Consider the following 20,403-nt stretch of genomic DNA (forward strand, 5'->3'; position numbering starts at 1 on the left):
TCCGTGACTAGTGCAGAGATGGCCCCGGTCAGGCGGACGCTGTCGGCGGCAGGAGAAATGCTGTCGGCAGCAGCCGTGGCGGTGGTTGTCGCAGCGGTAGGCCTGTTCGCCATCGGGCAAGTTCAGTGGCCCGCGTTCAACTCGTCGAACGTCACGCAGGCGGTGACGACGGTCGCCCAAGTGGTGACCATCGTCGGAATTGCCGTCTCGGTCATCCTGACCAGACGGAAAGTGGCGCGGACGTTCGCGAAGCTGCTGTCCTGGGTGAGCCTGTCCGGGTTCGTGACCGTGACCCTCGGGCTGCCCCTCGGTGCGACGAAGCTCTATCTGCACGGCGTGTCCGTCGACCAGGAGTTTCGCACCGCATACCTCACCAGACTCACCGACTCGGCCGCCCTGCACGACATGACCTACGCCGACCTCCCGCCGTTCTACCCGGCGGGCTGGTTCTGGATCGGCGGCCGCGTCGCCAATATTCTGGGGATGGATGGCTGGGAGGCGTTCAAGCCGTACGCGATCGCTTCGCTCGCCGTGGCCGCAGTGGTCGCGCTGGCACTGTGGAGCAATCTGATCCGTCAGGACTGGGCGATCGTGGTGGCACTGGCCACCACGGGTGCCGTGCTCGCGTACGCATCCGCCGAGGTCTACGGCGCAGTGATCGTCCTGCTGATGCCGCCCGCCCTCCTCATGGCTTGGGGCGCATTGCACCGAAGCGGCCTGTCCGGGGGCTGGGGCGCCGTTGTCGGCACTGGCCTCTTCCTGGGCCTCGCTGCCAGCTTCTACGCGCTCTACCTCGGGTACGCGGCATTCGTCGTCACCGTGATGGCCCTGCTCACGGCGGGGTTGGCAGTGCGTGCGCAGAAGACGTGGCGCGCGGTCGTACCCGCACTCGTTCGTCTGATCACCATTGCCGCGATCTCCGGTGTGGTCGCACTGTTCGTGTGGTTGCCGTTCCTCGTGGACATGCTTCGCGGCAAGCCTGCTTCCTCGGGAACGGCGATGCACTATCTGCCCGAGAACAGCGCGGAACTCCCTTTCCCGATGATCGACTTCTCACTCGTCGGCGCGCTCTGCCTGCTGGGCACGGTATGGCTCGTGTCGCGGGCGGCCACGTCGCGGCGGGCTCAGGCGCTGGGCATCGGCGTTGTCTGCATCTACCTGTGGTTCCTGCTTTCGATGACCGCGACGGTCGCAGGAACGACCCTGCTGGCGTTCCGACTCGAACCCGTCCTGCTGACGTTGCTCTGCGCTGCGGGTGTCTTCGGATTCGTGGAGTTCTCCGGCTGGATCGTTCGCGCCACCAGCGACAGTCCCCGGGTGAAGGGGTCGCTCCTCGCGGTCGGCGTGCTCGGCGCGTTGTCGTTCGTCCAGAACATTCCGCAGGTGCTCGGTCCCGACATCGCGGTCGCCTACGCGGACACCGACGGAAACGGCGAGCGCGCCGACATGCGCCCGCCCGGGTCGGCGGCGCACTACGCCGAGGTCGACCGGATCATCACCGAGCAGACCGGCCGGGATCGGCACGACACGGTCGTCCTCGCGGCAGACACCGGTTTCCTCAGCTTCTACCCGTACTTCGGATTCCAGGGTCCGACGTCGCATTACGCGAACCCGCTCGCCGACTACGAGGGCAGGTCGGCAGCGATCTCCGAGTGGAGCGAGTTCGATACTCCCGACGAGTTGGTCGGTGCACTCGAAACGACGCCGTGGCGCGCACCGGACGTGTTCGTGTTCCGCCAGGGCCCGGACGGCTACACCATGCGACTGGCCGAGGACGTCTACCCGAACGACCCGAACGTTCGCCGCTATACGGTCACCTTCGGTAAGGAACTGTTCGACGATCCGCGCTTCACGGTCACCGAGACGGGTCCGTACGTGGTGGTGACGCGAAACTAGGGCCCGAACCAGGCCTGTGCGTCGAGTCGTGGGGTGCTCTTTTCCGCCACCGCGGACAGGCCGTCTTCGAGCGCACACAGTTGCTCGTTGCCCATGACCGCTGCCCACTCGGTCCGGATCTCGGTGAAGATCTGCGCCGAGATGATCAGCGCATCCATGCCGCGTTCGGTCAGAACGATCTTCTTGCTGCGGGCATCGTCCGGGTCCGGGCGACGCTCCACGTAGCCGAGAGCTTCGAGCCGATCGGCAGTCTTTCCCGCTGCTTGCTTGGACACGCCGAGGCGGCGCCCCAGGACCACTGCGCTCACTCCTTCGACGCCGACCGCCTGCATGGCGAACCCGTACGAGGGCCGAACCTGCGGGTGGCCGCGTTCGGCAAGTCGGTCGTGCATGTCGTCGACCAGTTGCCGAAATCCCGCGAAGAGCAGAAAGGGCAGGCGCGCTCCCCGCGGGTCATCAGGCATGACGAGCCTTGCCGGAATAGACAACCTTATTTACTATTTGGTCAACCATGTTGTCATTCTAGGTCGGAGGCTCACGATGTCGTTCACCTGCCACACCATCGAGTCGGCACCCCCTGCAGCACGCGCCACCATGTCCGCAATCGAGCGGCAGTTCGGCTACCTACCCGCAGCGGCTTCGGCGATGGCCACGTCACCACAACTGCTCCTCGGCTTCGTTCGCGCAAACTCACTGTTCACCGATACGACCCTCACCGAGATCGAACGCGAAGTACTGGTGATGACGATCGCAACGCACAACGGCTGCGAAGTCTGCATCGCACTGCACACCGAGCAGCTCACTCGAGCCGAAGCGCCGGCAGAGGTGGTCGAAAGCCTTCGGACCGGAACACCACTGGTCGACGCCCGGCTTGATGCGATGCGACAATTCGTTCTGGAAGTTCTCGCCACCGCCGGCAACGTGTCGGACGTAGCGCTCGCACAATTTCTCGGAGCGGGATATTCGCCGCGAAATGCCTTGGACGTCGTACTGGGAATCGGCACCTACACGATGTCGACCCTCGCGAATCGCCTCACCCGCGCACCACTCGACCCGCAATTGGCGAGCTACACCTTGTGACCGATTACAGATTGTTTGCCACAACGCCACCATTTCGTTCATTACTATGGATAAACTAAACCGACTGGTCGGCGTCAGGAGTGGTGATGCGGGGTGCACAAGCCTCCGACAACGAGGAATACCTGATCGGAACAACCGTCGGGATAAACTTGGTTCATATCGGACTCGCCTGGTCTGTGGCAGGAATTGTGGCGATCTATGGCGGATTCTGGATTGTTCTGACGATCCCTGCCCTAGGGGTCGGGTTGTGGCTGGTGAGCCTGCCCATCACGAAGATCATCCAGAGTCACGGCGAGAAGGCCGCGGCAAAGGTCGGATTCGCCGGCCATCGCGAACACGAGATGAGATCGGCAGCCTGACTCACTTTCACGAAAGCCGTTGCGGAGCACCATAAGTCATCACCGTATCCCCGTTCTCGGTGGTGGCCATCGCATACGGTCTGATGGTCACAGGCCCGATGGCACCGTGTACGTGCCCATGCAGATTGGCCAACCGGACACTCGCGATCGGTCCGTCGAATTCTTGATTCTCGAGAATCGGCACGGTGGTGATTCCGCCAGGCGCCAACTCGACGTCGAGTTCCTGCGACGGAATGATCGAGCCGCCGAGCGTCCCGAAATTGCCCGCTTCGAGACCGAGCTCGAAATCGGGAACGAGACCGAGAACGATGGCGTTTTCGGTACCGACCTCCCAATCGAGGTTGGGTGTGTTGAGCACGACCACCGCACCGGCCACTGCCACCGGGTACCCGATCTGGTAGCCGATCGTCAGCCTGGTCGCCCTGAACTCCGCTGCGTTCGGGCCGGTGATGTTCACCGAGGCCACCCCGTCGTGGAAGAACTCGACGGTGAGGGGCGAACTGTCCAGCGGCGGGACCGTCCTGATGAAAGTGTCCCCCTGAATTACCTCGATCCGGTTACCGCGGGCATCGGTGACAGAACTGGCGTTGTCGATCCCCGCCGATGCCGTCCCGTTGCCGGTCACCATCGCGAGAGCTGCGACACCACAGATGGCAGCGAATCGCAGGAATCTGTTCGGACCGAATCGTTGTGCCGTGCCGACTGCCATGATGACTACCCCGTTTTGTGAGTGGATCCCAATGCGATTGGGCCGGAGAGCGTCGAATGTTCGTGACGGACCCAGATTAGACGGGTCTGGACACGGCCGTCACCGAATTGCCCAGATAATCATGTGGCCTAACATCGTATTCCGTGCCCCCTGATGCCCCTGTGACTTCACGCCAGTCGGAAGCCCGCCGCGTCCGCACTTCACGCACGATCGCCATCGTCACCGGACTGCTCGGTTTCGTCCTGGCGCTTGCGACTCCGCTGCTGCCGGTGAAGCAGGAAGCGGCCTCGATCAGTTGGCCACAGAATCAGTCGACGGAGAGCGTCAGCGCTCCCCTCGTCTCGTACACGCCCACCACGATCGACATGACGATCCCGTGCACCGCGCTGGGTGAACTCGGCGGCGATGGTGGCACGCTCGTCAGCACGCTGCCCGCCGGGGCCGTCCAGCCGTCCGCGGGGATGCTCGCCGCCGTTCGCGACGGCGAACTGGAAATCCGCGTCCGGGACACGGTTCTGGCCTCCGGATCGCTCACCGCACTCGAGGGCTGCAACGCGATCCACGTGGCAGCCGACTTCGAGCAGACGTCCGCAGAACTCGTCGGATCCGCCGCCGACACGAACGCAGTCACGACGAACACGCTCCGCGGTGACTTCCGGCCGCAGGTGGTCGGAATCTTCACCGACCTCCAGGGTCCGCCGCCCGAAGGGCTGAACGTCCACGCCGATCTCGATTCACGCTTCTCGTCGAGCCCCACCCTGCTCAAGCTGCTCGCCATGATCGTGTGTGCACTGGCCACGCTCGTGTCGCTGTATTCGCTGCACCGCATCGACGGCGTGGACGGTCGACGGGCCCGCAGATTCCTGCCCGCGAGGTGGTGGCGCTTCACCGGCGTGGACGGCATCGTCGTCGGCGTACTGCTGCTGTGGCAGGTCATCGGCGCAAACACCTCCGACGACGGCTACCTCCTCGGCATGGCGCGAGTATCCGAACACGCCGGGTACATGGCGAACTACTTCCGCTGGTTCGGTGTCCCCGAGGCTCCGTTCGGCTGGTACTACGACGTATTGGCGGCGTTCGCCAAGGTCAGCACGATGAGCATGTGGATGCGTCTGCCCGCGCTCATCGCCGGAATTCTGTGCTGGATGGTGATCAGCCGCGAGGTCATCCCTCGCCTCGGCGTTGCGGTCAGGCGCAACAAGGTCGCGCTCTGGACGGGCGGTCTCGTCTTCCTGGCGTTCTGGCTGCCCTACGACAACGGTCTGCGGCCCGAGCCGATCATCGCGCTCGGCGCCCTTCTGACCTGGTGCTCGATCGAGCGCGCCATCGCCACCGGCAGGCTCCTACCAGCGGCTGTCGCCGTTCTCATCGCAGCGTTCTCCCTCGCCGCCGGCCCATCCGGACTCATCTGCATCGCGGCCCTGATCGCAGGCGCGCGTCCGGCGTTCCAGATTCTCGTGGCTCGGGGACGAAGAGTCGGGTTCGTTTCTCAGATCGCGCCGATTCTCGCCGCCGGAACCGTGGTCCTCGTGGCGGTCTTCGCCGATCAGACTCTCGCAACCGTCATGGAATCGACCAAGGTGCGTACCGCGGTCGGCCCCAACCAGACGTGGTTCGAAGAGCGCATCCGCTGGGACGCGCTCCTCTCGATCACGCCGGACGGCGCGTTGAGTCGCAGGTTCGGCGTCTTCGTGATGCTGCTGTGCGTCGTCCTGTGCGTGATGCTCATCCTTCGCAAGGGCAGGATTCCCGGTACCGCCATCGGGCCGTCTCGCCGCATTCTCGGCATCGTCTTCGCGTCGCTGCTGCTCATGATCTTCACGCCGACGAAGTGGACCCACCACTTCGGCGTGTACGCGGGGCTCGCAGGCTCGGTGGCCGTCCTTGCTGCCGTCGGGGTGAGCGCCGCAAGCATCCGATCCAAACGCAACAGAACACTTTTCGCCGCCGGAGTGCTTTTCATCCTCGCGGTGGCATTCACCGGTTCCAACGGCTGGTGGTACGTCTCGAGCTACGGGGTTCCGTGGTTCGACAAGCCACCCACCTTCGCGGGCAAGGGCGTCGCGACCTTGTTCCTCGGGCTCACCGTCCTGACGCTGCTGCTGGCCGCCTGGTTCCACTTCCGCGAACCGTACGAGACAGACAAGCCGCCCAACGGAAAACGTGCGCGCCTGCTCGCCCCCTCACCGTTGACCATCGCCGCCGGAGCCGTGGTGCTCTTCGAGGTGCTCTCGCTCGTGAAGGGCGCCCAGGCGCAGTACCCGGCGTACTCCATCGCGAAAGCCAACATCGACTCGCTCACCGGAAGCTGCGCGCTGGCCGACGAGGTCCTGGTCGAAACCGACCCCAACGCCGACGTCCTCCCTCTGCGCACACCGCCGGCCGGCAACTCGGGGGCCGAAGCCTTCGGCGCGACCGAGTCCACCGGCTTCGAACCCAACGGCGTCGCCGACGACCTCACCGCGGACGCCGAGAAGTCGACTTCCGGCAGCGCCAACACGGTCGACAGCGACTCGAAGGACGGAGGGGCCGACGACACCACGTCGAGAACCAGCTCCGGCACCGGCGGCGGTTCGGCAGACAGCGCGGGCATCAACGGCAGCACCGCCGCACTGCCCTTCGGTCTGGACCCCGCGCGCGTCCCCGTCCTCGGTAGCCAACAGGCCGGCAGGCAGCAGGCCGCCGACCTCACGACTGGCTGGTACGTACTCCCCGAACGGAACGAGGACGCGCCACTGTTGACCATCGCCGCCGCAGGACGAATCCACTCCGTCGACGCGGACGGTGTCGTCACCCCCGGTGGCCGCCTACAGGTCGAATACGGGCGTACCGAGGCCGACGGCGACGTTACGGTCCTCGGCGTCGCCGACCCCATCGACATCGGGCCGTCGCCGTCGTGGCGAAACCTGCGGGTGCCGCTCGATCAACTGGCCGAGGACGCCGACTCCGTACGCCTGGTGGCAGCGGACAACAGCCTCGACCCGGCCCAGTGGCTCGCCGTGACACCTCCACGCGTGCCGCACACCGAGACTCTGCAATCGGTCGTCGGTTCACAGGCACCGGTACTGCTGGACTGGGCCGTCGGCCTGGCCTTCCCCTGCCAGCGGCCGTTCGATCACCGATACGGCGTAGCCGAGGTTCCCGAGTACCGCGTCCTTCCGGATCGCGGTGGCGCCGAGGCCACCAACGCGTGGCAGGACCGCTTCGGTGGTGGTCCGCTCGGGTGGACCGGACAACTGCTGTCCTCGCGCACCCTCGCCACCTACCTCTCGAACGACTGGGACCGGGACTGGGGATCGCTCGAGCAGTTCACACCTCTGGTCGAAGCACCCCCTGCCCGCGTCGATACGACGGAAGAGACTCGCTCTGGCACCTGGACGCCGGGACCGGTGCGCTTGCAATAGACGAACGGACACGAACGTCGTCGTCCTGTGACGCCCGAAATATCCGTTGACATACCATCGACAACCGTGCCCGACGTCGCAGCAGTACCTGCCACCAAATCCGACCCAAGGTCGGAGTATCGAAACGTTCGCCTGATCGCGGTCGTGACCGGTTTGATCGGCTTTCTGCTCGCGCTTGCAACGCCGTTCATGCCCGTCACCCAGACGACGGCAACGGTGCAGTGGCCGCAGAACGGGGCGGTGAGCGATGTCGAGTCGCCGCTGATGTCGCAAGCACCCGTCGACATCCAGGCATCGATCCCGTGCACCACCGTCGCCGACATGGACGCGCGTGGCGGAATCCTGCTGGCCACCGCACCCCCGCAAGGCGAAGGTGCCGCACTGAACGCAATGTTCGTGCGGGTGTCCGCCGACACGGTCGACATCCTCGACCGCAACGTCACGATCGCGTCCGCGCCACGCGAGCAGGTGGAGTCCGGGCAGTGCTCGAACATCGTCATCAGCTCCGACATCGATCGCACCCGAGCCGAATTCACAGGTCTGGAGAACGAAGACGGCTCGCCCGTCGTCGGCGAGTTGGGCGGCGACCTCCGTCCGCAGGTCGTCGGCATCTTCACCGACCTTCCAGAGAACACCGCGACCGACGGCCTGTCGTTCACCGTGAACGTCGACTCGCGCTTCTCGTCGAGCCCCACCTTCGTCAAGTCCGTCGCGATGATCGGCGCCGTCCTCCTCACCCTGATCTCGATGGTCGCACTGGGCCGCCTCGACGGCACCGACGGTAGGCGTCACCGCCGCTTCTTCCCCGCGCACTGGGCGAAGCTCACAGGCCTGGACGCACTTGTCATGGGCACCCTGCTCGTCTGGCACTTCATCGGCGCGAACACGGCCGACGACGGCTACCTCCTCACCATGGCCCGCGTCTCCGAGGGCGCCGGGTACATGGCGAACTACTTCCGTTGGTACGGCGTTCCGGAGGCACCGTTCGGCTGGTACTACGACGTGCTCGCCGCCATGACCCAGATCTCCACGGCGAGCGTGTTCATGCGTTTGCCCGCCCTGATCGCGGGAATCCTGTGCTGGATGGTGATCAGCCGCGAGGTGGCCCCGCGCCTGGGACGGGCAGTACGCAACAACCGGGTCGCCCTGTGGACCGGTGGGCTGGTGTTCCTCGCGTTCTGGCTTCCCTACAACAACGGACTGCGGCCCGAGCCGATCGTTGCGCTCGGCGCTCTCCTGACGTGGTGCTCGATCGAGCGTGCCATCGCTACCGGCAGGCTGTTGCCCGCAGCGGCCGCAGTCCTGATCGGCGCGTTCACCCTTGCGGCCGCACCTACCGGCCTCATGTGTGTTGCCGCATTGCTCGCCGGCGCAAGGCCTCTCGTCCACATCGTCATCAAGCGGCACCGCCTCGTCGGCACCCTGCCACTGATAGCACCCATCCTCGCTGCAGGTGCGCTGGTCCTCGTGGTGGTGTTCGCGGACCAGACGTTGGCTTCGGTCATGGAAGCGACCCGAGTGCGCACCCTGATCGGGCCGAACCTCGAGTGGTACAAGGACTTCCTGCGGTACTACTACCTCTTCGTCCCCACCGTGGACGGTTCGGTCGCACGCCGCTTCGCGTTCCTCACGATGATCCTGTGCCTCTTAACGACACTGTTCGTGCTGTTGCGCCGACGGAAGATTCCCGGCGCCGGAGTTGGGCCGTCGTGGCGCCTGCTGGGCGTCGTATTCGGAACGATCTTCTTCATGATGTTCAACCCCACCAAGTGGACGCACCACTTCGGTGCGTACGCCGGCATCGCGGGTTCGCTGGCCGCACTCACCGCCGTCGCAGTGTCCGCGTCGGCGCTCCGGTCACGGCGCAACCGCACGATCTTCCTCGCAGGCCTCCTCCTGATGCTTGCGCTGACGTTCGCGGGTATCAACGGCTACTGGTACGTCTCGAGCTACGGCGTGCCGTGGTTCGACAAGACCATCTCGCTGGGCGGCCGCGAGTCCAACACCCTGTTCCTCGTCCTGTTCGGACTCGCCGTGGCACTGGGTGCATGGCAGTACATGCGCGAGGGTTACGCACCGTCGCCACCGAAATCGAACACCCAGAAGGGCAGGCGGATTCGCAAGTTCGCGGCGGCGCCGCTCACGGTCATCGCGGGCGCGATGGTGCTCTTCGAAGTCCTGTCGCTCGCCAAGGGTGGCGTTGCGCAGTACCCGGCATACTCGTTGGCGCGCTCCAACATCCAGTCCCTGGCCGGGGAAACCTGCGGGCTCGCCAAGGACGTTCTCGTCGAGTCCGACACCAACTCGGGTAATCTCACGCCGGTTCCGGAGCCCGGACAGACCCTCACGAATTCGAACGATCCACTCGGCGGCGAGAACCCACGTGGCTTCAGCCCCAACGGGATTCCCACCGACCTCACCGCCGACTTCGTCGAGGTGAAACAGGGCATGGGCAACACCGACAATCAAAGCGTCGGCCCCACGTTCGAAACCGGCTCCAACGCCGGAACGAGCGGCGGCACCGGTGCCGCCGGCGTGAACGGCAGTACCGCAAAGCTCCCGTTCGGCCTCGACCCCGCGATCACCCCGGTCATGGGCAGCTACCAGGAGGGCGTCCAGGAGCCGGCCGTGCTCACCTCGAGCTGGTACGCCCTGCCCGAGCGCAGCGAGGACGCACCTCTCGTGGTCGTGTCAGCCGCAGGACGCATCTGGTCCGTCGACATCAGCGGTGCCGTCACCTACGGCCAGTCACTACTTCTCGAATACGGCAAGCGCCAACCGGACGGCACCGTCGTCTCGCAGGGCACCTACCTGCCGAAAGACATCGGGCCCGCACCGTCGTGGCGCAATCTGCGCATTCCGATCGACGAACTCGCACCCGACACGGACACCGTGCGCATCGTCGCCAACGATCCCAACCTCACTGGCGATCAGTGGTTCGCATTCACTCCGCCGCGGGTGCCCCAGCTGCAGAACCTCGACACCGTCGTCGGGCGCGAGCAGCCCGTGCTGCTGGACTGGGCGGTGGGCCTCCAATTCCCGTGCCAACGCCCGTTCTCCCACGAGTACGGCGTCGCGGAGATGCCGAACTACCGCATCCTGCCCGACCGGCCGCTCGCCATCAGCTCGACCGACACCTGGCAGGCTGCGGAAAACGGTGGGCCCCTCGGATTCACGGAATCCATAGCGGGCGCGACCACCATCCCCACCTACCTGCGCGACGACTGGGGTCGTGACTGGGGCTCCCTCGAGCAGTACGACAGGCACTTCGCCGACGCCACCCCCGTCGAGGTCGAAACCGCGGAAGAGACCCGTTGGGGTTGGTGGAAGCCGGGCACCCTCCGCGTCTACTAACCCCCTTCCCCCGACCAATGTCACACACGTTCAACTCAGGTGAACCGCTGTGACATTGGTCGGGAGGGTTAGCGGGAACCGACGAGATACACGGGTGGACGCGGACGCGACACTGCTAGTTCCCAGCCGGCTCGAAGGTCGGCCAGTACCGTCGCCGGTTCCGAGCGCAGCTGCTTGGGCAGATGTGTCACCACAACAATTCCCGCACGTTGCATACGCGCCCGGCGAACGACCGTCGCCTCGTGCTGTTGTGCAGACAGGTGGTAACGCAAAGAGTCGATCTCCCACGCAAGTGCTACGTCGTCCAGCCACCCGTCGGGACGAGCAATCCATTTGCCACCCAAAGCAATATCGCGGTTGTGAACCATCGGCGGCAACTCGCTCGTCGCATAAAGCTTCTGCGCCTGAACCTCCGCGACGGAGTGGGCGTCGTCGGTCAACTCACGCAGTACGGCTCGGGGAACACGGCTGCCTCGGTCGCTGCCGGCCGCCAACTCCTGGACCAGATCACTCACCGTCACGTCCCCGCGCTGCAGCCCTTCGGTGAGTAGAGCCCTGCAGGTATCTATATTCGACATACGACGTGACGCATCCAGGAGGCACCGTACAGCGGGCGCCGCTCGAAGTTGCCCGCAGTCGACCGCCTCGGGCAGGCGCCACGTACGTTCGACGGTCACATACGAAACATCCCGCCGATGCTGCGTCGACGGGACGAGAAGCAACACCGGATTCATCGAAGAAGCTGCGGGATAGCCCAAGGCAGCCAGCCCCGCGTATCCGGACAACATCGCCTGTGGGCCACCATATTCGAGAGCGGCGATCACCCGCTGACGCCACGACGGCGGCCCGTTGTGAAGCAGGACGACCCCTGGAAGCATCCGTTGCCACGGGCCACCCGGGCGACATCGTGAAGATACCGTCGCGCGGCCGATCTCGAACTGTTCCAACGCGGCCGAGCGCACCACACCCTCTCGGCTCGCAGCAACGATTTCATGGTGGTTCTCCACCCAAGTTCCCCGCAACATGCGGCCAGGATGCAGTACCCCGTCCGACATCAATAGCCGGAAAGAGGCACTCAGGATCGATCCGTGGACAACATGAAGTCTGTGGATAACCGTCCCTCAGCGCACCCTTCTCCTCACGAATGTCACACCGGTTCGCGTGAGCTGAACGTGTGTGACATTCGTCGAAAAGGGTGGGGGTGGAGAGTCAGAGTGGGAGGAGGTGGTGCTTACGTGGATTCTTCTCGACCTTCTTGTCCCGCAACAGCGTCAGAGCCTTGCGGATCTCCAGGCGAGTGGCCGACGGCTCGATGACCGCGTCGATGTAGCCGCGCTCCGCCGCGATGTACGGGGTGGCGATGTTCTCGTTGTAGAAGTTCACGAGCTCCCGACGAACCGCATCGGCGTTCTCACCTGCCGCCTCGATCTGCCTACGCCCCATGATGTTCACGGCGCCCTCGGCTCCCATGACGGCGATGCGAGCGGTCGGCCATGCAAGGTTGATGTCCGCACCGAGCTGCTTCGAGCCCATCACAGCCCAGCCCCCGCCGTATGCCTTGCGGATCACGACGGTGACCTTCGGGACGGTGGCCTCGACGAAAGCGAAGAGGAAGCGGCCACCACGCTTGATGACACCGGCCTTCTCCTGCTCGAGCCCCGGAAGGAAGCCGGGAGTGTCGACGACGAACACCAGCGGAATGTCGAACGCATCGCACAGACGCACGAAATGTGCAGCCTTGTCGGAGCTGGCCGCGTCGAGCGCACCCGACAGGAACATCGGCTGGTTCGCGACCACACCGACCGAACGCCCATCGACACGGGAGAATCCGGTGATGATGTTGGGCGCAACCAAGGCGCCGACCTCGTGGAACGTCCCGTCGTCGAAGATTCCGAGCAGGATGTCGTGCATGTCGTAACCGGCGTTGTCGGCGTTCGGCATGAACGAATCGAGCGCACGGTCGCTGTCGGTGATCTCGGGCTCGAGGCCGGGATTGACGATCGGAGCCGGTTCGTGACACGTCGATGGAAGGAACCCGAGGTACTCGCGGACCCACTCGAACGCGGCCTTCTCGTCGGGCGCGACGTGGTGAATGTTGCCGTACTGGGCCTGGTTTCGCGCCCCGCCGAGTTCGTCGAGGCTGACATCCTCACCGGTGACCGACTTGATGATGTCGGGGCCCGTGACGAACATGTACGACTCGTCCGTCGCAACGACGATGTCCGTGTTGATCGGTGCGTACACCGCACCACCGGCGTTCTTGCCCAGCACCATCGAGATCTGTGGGCACATGCCGGACAACGGCTCCTGGCGACGACCGAGCTCCGCGTACCAGGCGAGCGAGGTGACCGCGTCCTGCACACGCGCACCGGCGGACTCGTTGATGCCGACGCACGGGCAGCCGGTCTTGGCTGCGAACTCCATGATGGCCGCGACCTTGCGGCCGAACATCTCACCGGCCGCACCGCCGAACACCGTCTGGTCGTGGGCGAACACTGCGACCGGTCGACCGTTGACTCTGCCGTGTCCGGTGACGACGCCGTCACCGTAGGGGTTGGACGCGTCGCCCTGCATCTTCGCCAGCTTGCCGGTTTCGATGAAGGTGCCCTCGTCGAACAGCATGTCGATCCGCTCGCGCGGCGAGGGCATTCCCTTCGCCTTCCGCTTCGCGAGTGCACGTTCCGAACCGGGCACGTTGGCCGATTCGAGTTTGTCGCGTAGTTCGGCAAGCTTCTCTGCCGTCGTCGAGGTTGTCACTCGGTAGCTCCTGTTCCCGGGGGATCGATGGCCGCGAGTTTCTTCGTGAGATCCGCGCCGACCTTCGCGATGTACGGCTCGTCGACGATCTGGATGTGATCGCCTCCAACATGGATGATTTCGAGGTTCTTCACCGCGTCACCCCAACCGCCGTCGGGCTTGCGTGTCTTGAACGCAGGCTCGAGAGCGATGGCATCGTCGTGGTACTTGTCGGCGAGGTACAGCACGACGTCTCCGTCGTACCGCTCCGCCTTGGCCGTGAGGAGCGCACGGTTGTCGAGGTACGACGTCCGTTGGTGCTCGATGATGCCGCCGGGAATCTTTGCGCCACTGAGCTTGAGGAGCTCGCCGAGGATCTTGATTTGTTCCTCGTCGCTCTTCGCCGCGGCCAGCTTGTCGTACGGCAACGGGTAGTCGACGTTGTACGTCTTCTTCGCGAATGCCGCATAACGCTGCCAGCGCTTCTTGTTCTCCTCCGGGGTCTCTTCCATGTCCTCGCCGGCCATCACCGTGTCGATCAGCCCGACGACACGAACGTCCGCACCGGACTCACGCAGCAGCTTTCCGACCGCGTAGGCGAGCACGCCGCCGAGGGACCATCCGTACAGCACATACGGTCCGTCGCCCTGAATCTCGCGCACGAGCGGCAGGTATTCCGCTGCCCGCGTCTCGATGGGACCCTCCGTACGTTCGAGGCCGAACATCGGTGTGCCCTTGGGGAGCCGGCGCAGCAACGGCTCGTACGCAACTGTGGAACCGCCGGCCGGGTGGAACACGAACACCGGTGTGGCCGTGGACCCTTCGGGCCGCGGCGCAAGAGTGCGGACGAGGCCGTCGATCTTTCCGCCGTCCTCGAGGAAGCCGCGCACCACGTTTGCGAGTTCCTCGATGGTGGTGGAATCGAGGACGTCGTCGAAGGTCACGTCACCGCCGGAGCGCTCGGACAGGCGGGCGGAGAGTTTCTCCGCGACGTCGTCCGTGAGGATCGGCAGGGTGTTGAAGATGCCCTTCGCGGACTCTCCGGTGACCACGGCCCAGGTCGCGAACGTGAGTCGCTCGGCCGCGTCACGCGGCGGCACGTCGTCCTCACCGACCTCGGGAATCGCAGCCTCTTCTACCGGCACCACGGGCTCGTCGACAGTGGCAGCCTCGCTGGACGTTTCGGCAACGTCACCGGCTTCGGCAGCCTCGGCAGCTTCCTTCTCCGCCTTCTGCTTGTCCGCCAGCGCCTGAACCTCTTCGCGATTCTCGATCGCGTAGCGCAGATACTTGCCGACCTCGAGGAGGTTGGCGTCACGCACGGCCTGCAACTGCAACTGCGGAATGTCGAACTCGTACTCGACACGGTTCTTGATGCGCACTGCCATGAGCGAGTCGAGACCCAGCTCTATCAGCGGAATCTCCGCGGGCAGATCCTCGGGTGCGTATCCCATGGATTCCGCGACGATGAACGCCAGGCGGTCCTCCATGGTCTGCGAACCGTTGGGGTCCCACTTGTCGCCGATGTCCTCGACGACCTCGGGCAACGTCTCGACCGGGCCGGTGCTCTGCTCGGGAACGACCGCAGCTGGTGCGACGATCGGCTCCGGCAACGCCTCACCGGAGGTGACCACTGCGTCGAACAGGAGGCTGAACGCCCCACCGTCCTTGGCGTGCACCTGAATCGAAGCACCACCCGGATGCGGATTGAGTGTGGTGGTGAGAGTGCCGCCCGTCGGAACCCCGGCGTGCGGAATCGAAGCCGTGAGCGTGACATCCGACAGCACCTGCGAAGCTGCGGCCGTGACGAGAGCAGGCAGCTCGGTGACACTGCCCGCCTGCACCTCCCACACGTGGCGGCCGTCGGGAAGCGCAACGTGCGAGCCCGGGGCCCTGGTGTTGCCGCCCTGGTTGATGCGGTTGTCGAGCCAGTAGCGCTTGCGAATCCACGCCGTACGCGGAATGTCCGCGTAGTCGCCCTGAGGCAGCAGCGTGTTCAGGTCCACGGCGTGGCCGTGGACGTACAGCTGAGCCAGCGCGGCGAGCACACCGAGCGGCTCGTCTTCCTTGCGCTTGAGGGTCTGGATGAGCTGGACGTCGTGCATACCGGCGTCGAAGGCGGTGGCAGCAACCGACATGAGCGCAACCGGGTTGGGTGCGAGCTCGACGAACGTGGTGTGGCCGTTTCCGACAGCGAGCCGCACGGCCTGCGTGAAGTACACGCTGTGGCGCATGCCCTTCACCCAGTACGCCTCGTTGTGGATCGCATCGTGACCTGCGCGGTAGTAGGTCTCCTGGTCCACCGAGGAGTAGACGCCGCGCTCGAGCTTGGTCGGTTCGATACCTGCCAGTTCGGCAGCGAACTCGCCCAGGATCGGGTCGACCTGCGAGGTGTGGCTGGCACCCTTCGTCTTGAGGATGCGCGCCATCTTCTCCTCGCCCTCGGCGTGAGCGACGATGGCTTCGATATCCGGCTGCGTGCCGCCGATGACCGTGTGAGTCGGCGCCGCGTACACACAGACTTCGAGCTTGGGGTACTTGGGCAGCAGCGCTTCGATCTCCGGGGAGCTGTACTCGAGCAGAGCCATGAGCCTGATGTCGTCGCCCTGCAGCGTCGACTCACCCTCACCCATCAGACGCGAACGCGAGCAGATGACGCGAACCGCATCTTCGAGCGACAGACCACCCGACAGGTATGCGGCAGCCGCCTCGCCCATCGAGTGACCGACGACTGCTTCGGCGTCGGCGCCGTGGTGGCGCAGCAGAGCGGCGAGACCGATCTGGATGGTGAAGATGCCTACCTGCGAGGTCTCGACGTCGTAGTCGGTTCCGTCGTCCAGGAACATCTCACGCATCGAGTAGCCGGCCTCGTCCTCGATCAGCGCATCGACTTCGTCGATGGCCTTCGCGAAGACCTGGTTCTCCTGGTACAGCTGCTTGGCCATCTTGCGGTGCTGCGAACCGAAGCCCGACAACACCCAGACCGCGCCCTTCGACGACGGTGAATCAGCCGAGAAGACCCCCTGACCGGGCTTGCCCGCCGCGACGGCGCGCAGACCGGTGATTGCTTCCGCGCGGGTCTTGGCCAGCACCACGGCCCGCGACCGCGCGTGATTGCGTCGAGCCAGGCTGCGTGCGACATCAGCGAGCGGGGTCTTGCTGCCCACCTCGGTCTCGAGCCAGTCCGCGAGGTCTGCGGCTGCCCGCCGACGGCGAGACGGCAGAGCGCCCGACACCGGGAGTACGACGGTCACGTCTTCGGAAGGCGGCCCGACAGCCGGTGCTGCATCCTGCTCTTCGGTCTCCGCAGGCACGTACTCGCGGACGACGACGTGAGCGTTGGTGCCACCGAAACCGAAGCCCGACACACCCGCGACGGCCTTGCCGGTGTACCTGGGCCAATCGGTGGCCTCCGGGATGACCTCGAGGTGCGCCTTGTCGAAGGAGATGTACGGGTTGGGGCCCGCGTAGTTGAGCGAGGCGGGCAGCTTGTTCTCCTGCATCGCCAAAACGACCTTGATGAGGCCGGCCGCACCGGCTGCTGCCTCGAGGTGCCCGAAGTTGGTCTTCGCGCTGCCGAGCAGCGCGGGCTTGTCGTCGTTGCGACCACGTCCGACGACCCGTCCGAGGGCATCCGCCTCGATCGGGTCACCGAGGATGGTGCCGGTTCCGTGCGCCTCGATGTAGTCGACGCCGGTCGGGACGATGCCTGCGTCGCGGTAAGCGTGCCGCAGGCAGTCCGCCTGCGCGTCCGGGTTCGGCGCGAGCAGACCGTTGGAGCGACCGTCCTGGTTGACCGCGGTTCCGGCGACCACCGCGAGAACGGTGTCGCCGTCCCGCTCGGCGTCCTCCAGACGCTTGAGGACGACGAGACCCCCGCCTTCGGCGCGCGCGATGCCGTTGGCGTCGGAGGAGAACGCCTTGATCTTGCCGTCCTCGGCGAGAACGCCGCCCTCGTTGAATCCGAGAGTGGCGGGTGGGGCCAAAAGCATGTTGGTGCCGCCGGCCAGAGCCACGTCGGACTCACCCGAACGCAGCGAACGAACGGCCTGATGAACCGCGACCAACGACGACGAGCACGCCGTGTCGACGGCAACCGAAGGACCACGGAAGTCGTAGAAGTAGGACACCCGGTTCGGGACGATCGCCGTGGAGGTACCGGTCAGCGCATAGGGGTGCGCGGTGACCGGATCACTGACGGCGAGGAGCTGATAGTCGTTCGCGGAGGTGCCGATGAAGACACCCACCTGCTCGCCCTTGAGCTGGTTCGCGGGGATGCGCGCGTGCTCGAGCGCTTCCCAGGTCAGTTCCATCGCGAGCCGCTGTTGCGGATCGACGTTCGTCACCTCGAGCGGCGACATCGCGAAGAACTCGGCGTCGAACGTCTTGACGTCGTCCAGGTAGCCGCCCTTGGTGTTGGCCTTCTCCACGGCCGCCTTGATCGCCGGGTCCGAGGTGAACTCCTCCCAGCGGTCCTCGGGAAGATCCGAGATGCCGTCGCGACCTTCGAGCAGCTGTTCCCACATCTGTTCGGGAGTGAAACCCGAACCCGGGAACCGCGATGCCATGCCGACGATAGCGATGTCGTGCGAATCCGACACCGCACCCGAGGTGTAGTACGCCTCGTCACCGGCGGTGTCCGGCAACTCCGGCTCGCCTTCGATGATGCGGGTTGCCAGCGACGCGATGGTCGGATGCTGATAGGCGACCGTGGCGGTGAGCGTGACGCCCACCAACTCCTCGATCTCGCCGCTGAGCGCTACGGCGTCCCTCGACGAGAGCCCGAACTCTTCCATCGGGCGGTCGTCGGTGATCGCGGTGACCGGCTGACCGGTTGCGTCGGCAATCCATTCACGCAACCAGTCGCGCAGCTGCGCGACGGTCATATCCCCCGTCGCGGAATCAGAGGCGGTCCGGTCGTCAACATTTTCAGCCATCAATACACCAAGTTACCCGTCATGGAGGACTATTCGGACACGCTGTCGGGGAATGCGGTCTGCGTGTGTCCGCCACGCAGAGTCCCCTCGATGTAGGCCGCACGGCAGGCACGGTGAGCGATCTTGCCGCTCGACGTACGAGGAATGGAACCGGCCGGAACCAGAAGGACGTCGCGCGCTGTCACACCGTGGCGGACCGAGATGGCTGCGCGCACCGTGTCTGCGATCGGCTGCGGGTCGGCCTTGCCTGCACCCGGAGCACGCTCTGCGACGAGGACCAGCTGCTCGGAGGAGTCGTCCGGATCGAAGGCCAGACCGGAGTGCGTGTTCTCGAAGACCACAGGCGGGAGCTGGTTCGCCGGCACCGAGAACGCCGCAACGAACCCGGGACGCAGCGCGTCGCTGGCCTCCTGCGCGGAAGCCTCGAGGTCCTGCGGGTAGTGGTTACGGCCGTCGACGATCACGAGGTCCTTCACGCGACCGGTGATGTAGAGCTCGCCGTCCACGTACACGCCGTAGTCACCGGTGCGCATCCAGTTGGCGTCCTCGGGGGTTCCCTCGGCGTGGCTGCCCGCGGCGAGGGGGGTGGCCAGCTTGTTGTGGAACGTCGCCTCGGTCTCATCTTTACGACCCCAGTAGCCGATACCGATGTTCTTGCCGTGCAACCAGATCTCGCCGACCTCGTTGTCGGGACGCTCCGAACGTGTCTCGGGATCCACGATGGTCGCCCATTGGCTTCGCGCGACGTACCCGCACGCCACCTGCGGGATCGCGTGCTCTGCGTCCTTGTCGACCTTGACGATGCGGCCGGAGTTCAGTTCGTTCCGGTCCACGTAGATGACCCGTGCTTCGTCCGAGTGCTTGGTGGCCGACACGAACAGCGTCGCCTCTGCCATGCCGTAGCAGGGCTTGATCGCGGTCTTGGGCAGTCCGTACGGAGCGAACGCCTCGTTGAACTTGCGCATTGACGACGTCGTGACCGGTTCACTGCCGTTGATGAGTCCGATGACGTTGCTCAGGTCGAGGCTCTCACCGTTCTTCGGGAGACCGCGGGCGGCAGCGTGCTCGAACGCGAAGTTGGGAGCGGCGGCGAAGGTGCCGGCACCGTCGGAGACGGCCGCCAGTTCCTTGATCCACCGGTAAGGGCGCTGCACGAAGGCACGCGGGCTCATGATGGTGATGTACTTGCCACCGAGCGCAGGCAAGATGACCGTGAGCAGGCCCATGTCGTGGAACAGCGGCAGCCAGGTGACGCCCCGCGAGTTCTCGTTGAGTTCGATCGAGTCGACCATCTGCAACACGTTGGTGCCCACGGCGCGGTGCGTGATCTCCACACCGGCCGGGGTGCGGGTCGAACCCGAGGTGTACTGCAGGTACGCGATGTCGTCGAGGTCGGTGTCAGGGCGCACCCAGGTCTCGCCGACGCTGTCCGGAATCGCATCCACGGCGATCACACGCGGACGTTCCTTGGCGGGAAGTGCACGGAAGAACTGGCGAACGCCGGCCGCGGAGGAGGTTGCGGTCAGGATCGCGGTGGGCCTGCAGTCGCCGAGAACCGCGTGCAGACGGTCACCGTGACCGGGCTCGTCCGGATCGAACAGCGGCACCGAGATGGTTCCGGCGAAGATGGCCGCGAAGAAGGAGATGACGTAGTCGAGGCCCTGCGGAGCGAGGATCGCGACACGGTCACCGGGCTCGGTGACCTGCTGCAAGCGAGCTGCAACGGCGCGGAGCCGGTACCCGAACTGCTCCCAGTCGAGCTCGTGCGCCTCACCGTCACGTTCACGCGAGTAGTCGATGTAGCGGTAGGCCAACTCGTCCGCGTTCTCGCGGGTGTGGCGCTCGACGTAGTCCACCAAGGTGTTCCCCGGTGTGAGCCGAATATGGCCCGTCTCGTCGATGAAATCGTCGAACTTCGCGTTCATTCC

The 20,403-nt window shown here is 65.3% G+C and carries 11 protein-coding genes; 5 read left to right on the forward strand and 6 right to left on the reverse strand.

The genetic code is table 11. The features are described 5' to 3' along the window. Window positions 1-18: 18 nt before the first annotated feature. The gene (locus tag ACFWO3_RS16540) at window positions 19-1,896 is read left to right on the forward strand and encodes a galactan 5-O-arabinofuranosyltransferase (RefSeq protein ID WP_378579814.1); all 1,878 of its coding nucleotides are present in this window, start codon (window positions 19-21) and stop codon (window positions 1,894-1,896) included. Here the strand turns inward: ACFWO3_RS16540 and ACFWO3_RS16545 are convergent. Continuing rightward, window positions 1,893-2,360, reverse strand: a complete 468-nt coding sequence (locus ACFWO3_RS16545) for a MarR family winged helix-turn-helix transcriptional regulator (RefSeq protein ID WP_378579651.1) — start codon at window positions 2,358-2,360, stop codon at window positions 1,893-1,895. The genes ACFWO3_RS16540 and ACFWO3_RS16545 overlap by 4 nt on opposite strands. Window positions 2,361-2,436: 76 nt before the next feature. On the opposite strand from ACFWO3_RS16545, the gene ACFWO3_RS16550 reads away from it, so the two are divergent. Together ACFWO3_RS16550 and ACFWO3_RS16555 are read left to right on the forward strand one after the other, a co-directional pair. Then, on the forward strand, window positions 2,437-2,976 hold the full coding sequence (locus tag ACFWO3_RS16550) for a carboxymuconolactone decarboxylase family protein (protein WP_378579653.1): 540 nt from the start codon (window positions 2,437-2,439) through the stop codon (window positions 2,974-2,976). Between the two features lie 86 nt (window positions 2,977-3,062). Next, on the forward strand, window positions 3,063-3,335 hold the full coding sequence (locus tag ACFWO3_RS16555) for a hypothetical protein (protein ID WP_378579655.1): 273 nt from the start codon (window positions 3,063-3,065) through the stop codon (window positions 3,333-3,335). A gap of 7 nt (window positions 3,336-3,342) precedes the next feature. On the opposite strand, the gene ACFWO3_RS16560 is transcribed toward ACFWO3_RS16555, so the two are convergent. Then, complete coding sequence (locus tag ACFWO3_RS16560) at window positions 3,343-4,044, reverse strand: MspA family porin (protein WP_378579657.1); 702 nt, start codon at window positions 4,042-4,044, stop codon at window positions 3,343-3,345. A 161-nt stretch (window positions 4,045-4,205) separates the two neighbouring features. Between ACFWO3_RS16560 and ACFWO3_RS16565 the strand changes: the two genes are divergently transcribed. Together ACFWO3_RS16565 and ACFWO3_RS16570 are read left to right on the forward strand one after the other, a co-directional pair. Next, a complete protein-coding gene (locus tag ACFWO3_RS16565; protein WP_378579659.1) occupies window positions 4,206-7,448 on the forward strand; it encodes an arabinosyltransferase domain-containing protein in 3,243 nt (1,080 codons plus the stop codon). 66 nt (window positions 7,449-7,514) lie between these two features. Beyond that, window positions 7,515-10,802 carry an arabinosyltransferase domain-containing protein gene (locus ACFWO3_RS16570; RefSeq protein ID WP_378579661.1) on the forward strand — a complete coding sequence of 1,096 codons (3,288 nt, stop codon included), beginning with the start codon at window positions 7,515-7,517 and terminating at the stop codon, window positions 10,800-10,802. A gap of 68 nt (window positions 10,803-10,870) precedes the next feature. Here ACFWO3_RS16570 and ACFWO3_RS16575 read toward each other — a convergent pair whose 3' ends face one another. The 4 genes from ACFWO3_RS16575 to fadD32 all read right to left on the reverse strand — a co-directional run bounded on the left by ACFWO3_RS16575 (window position 10,871) and on the right by fadD32 (window position 20,400). Beyond that, on the reverse strand, window positions 10,871-11,827 hold the full coding sequence (locus ACFWO3_RS16575) for a hypothetical protein (RefSeq protein ID WP_378579663.1): 957 nt from the start codon (window positions 11,825-11,827) through the stop codon (window positions 10,871-10,873). 184 nt (window positions 11,828-12,011) lie between these two features. Then, window positions 12,012-13,559, reverse strand: a complete 1,548-nt coding sequence (locus tag ACFWO3_RS16580) for an acyl-CoA carboxylase subunit beta (protein ID WP_378579665.1) — start codon at window positions 13,557-13,559, stop codon at window positions 12,012-12,014. Continuing rightward, window positions 13,556-18,424: a polyketide synthase Pks13 gene (gene pks13, locus ACFWO3_RS16585; RefSeq protein ID WP_378579816.1), complete on the reverse strand. Its 4,869-nt coding sequence runs from the start codon at window positions 18,422-18,424 to the stop codon at window positions 13,556-13,558. Before pks13 ends, ACFWO3_RS16580 begins: the two co-directional genes overlap by 4 nt. A gap of 80 nt (window positions 18,425-18,504) precedes the next feature. After that, window positions 18,505-20,400 (reverse strand): long-chain-fatty-acid--AMP ligase FadD32, encoded by a 1,896-nt coding sequence (gene fadD32, locus ACFWO3_RS16590; RefSeq protein WP_378579667.1) that lies wholly within the window; start codon window positions 20,398-20,400, stop codon window positions 18,505-18,507. Window positions 20,401-20,403 lie beyond the last annotated feature (3 nt).

The organism is Rhodococcus sp. NPDC058521, from assembly GCF_042719695.1.
GTDB lineage: Bacteria > Actinomycetota > Actinomycetes > Mycobacteriales > Mycobacteriaceae > Rhodococcus_F.

Excerpts from the sequence above, each read along its gene's own strand:
- fadD32 (WP_378579667.1), bottom strand. The coding sequence starts at position 20,400 with ATGAACGCGAAGTTCGACGATTTCATCGACGAGACGGGCCATATTCGG.
- ACFWO3_RS16560 (WP_378579657.1), bottom strand. The coding sequence starts at position 4,044 with ATGGCAGTCGGCACGGCACAACGATTCGGTCCGAACAGATTCCTGCGA.
- ACFWO3_RS16540 (WP_378579814.1), top strand. The coding sequence starts at position 19 with ATGGCCCCGGTCAGGCGGACGCTGTCGGCGGCAGGAGAAATGCTGTCG.
- ACFWO3_RS16575 (WP_378579663.1), bottom strand. The coding sequence starts at position 11,827 with ATGTTGCGGGGAACTTGGGTGGAGAACCACCATGAAATCGTTGCTGCG.
- ACFWO3_RS16550 (WP_378579653.1), top strand. The coding sequence starts at position 2,437 with ATGTCGTTCACCTGCCACACCATCGAGTCGGCACCCCCTGCAGCACGC.
- pks13 (WP_378579816.1), bottom strand. The coding sequence starts at position 18,424 with ATGACCGTCGCGCAGCTGCGCGACTGGTTGCGTGAATGGATTGCCGAC.
- ACFWO3_RS16545 (WP_378579651.1), bottom strand. The coding sequence starts at position 2,360 with ATGCCTGATGACCCGCGGGGAGCGCGCCTGCCCTTTCTGCTCTTCGCG.
- ACFWO3_RS16555 (WP_378579655.1), top strand. The coding sequence starts at position 3,063 with ATGCGGGGTGCACAAGCCTCCGACAACGAGGAATACCTGATCGGAACA.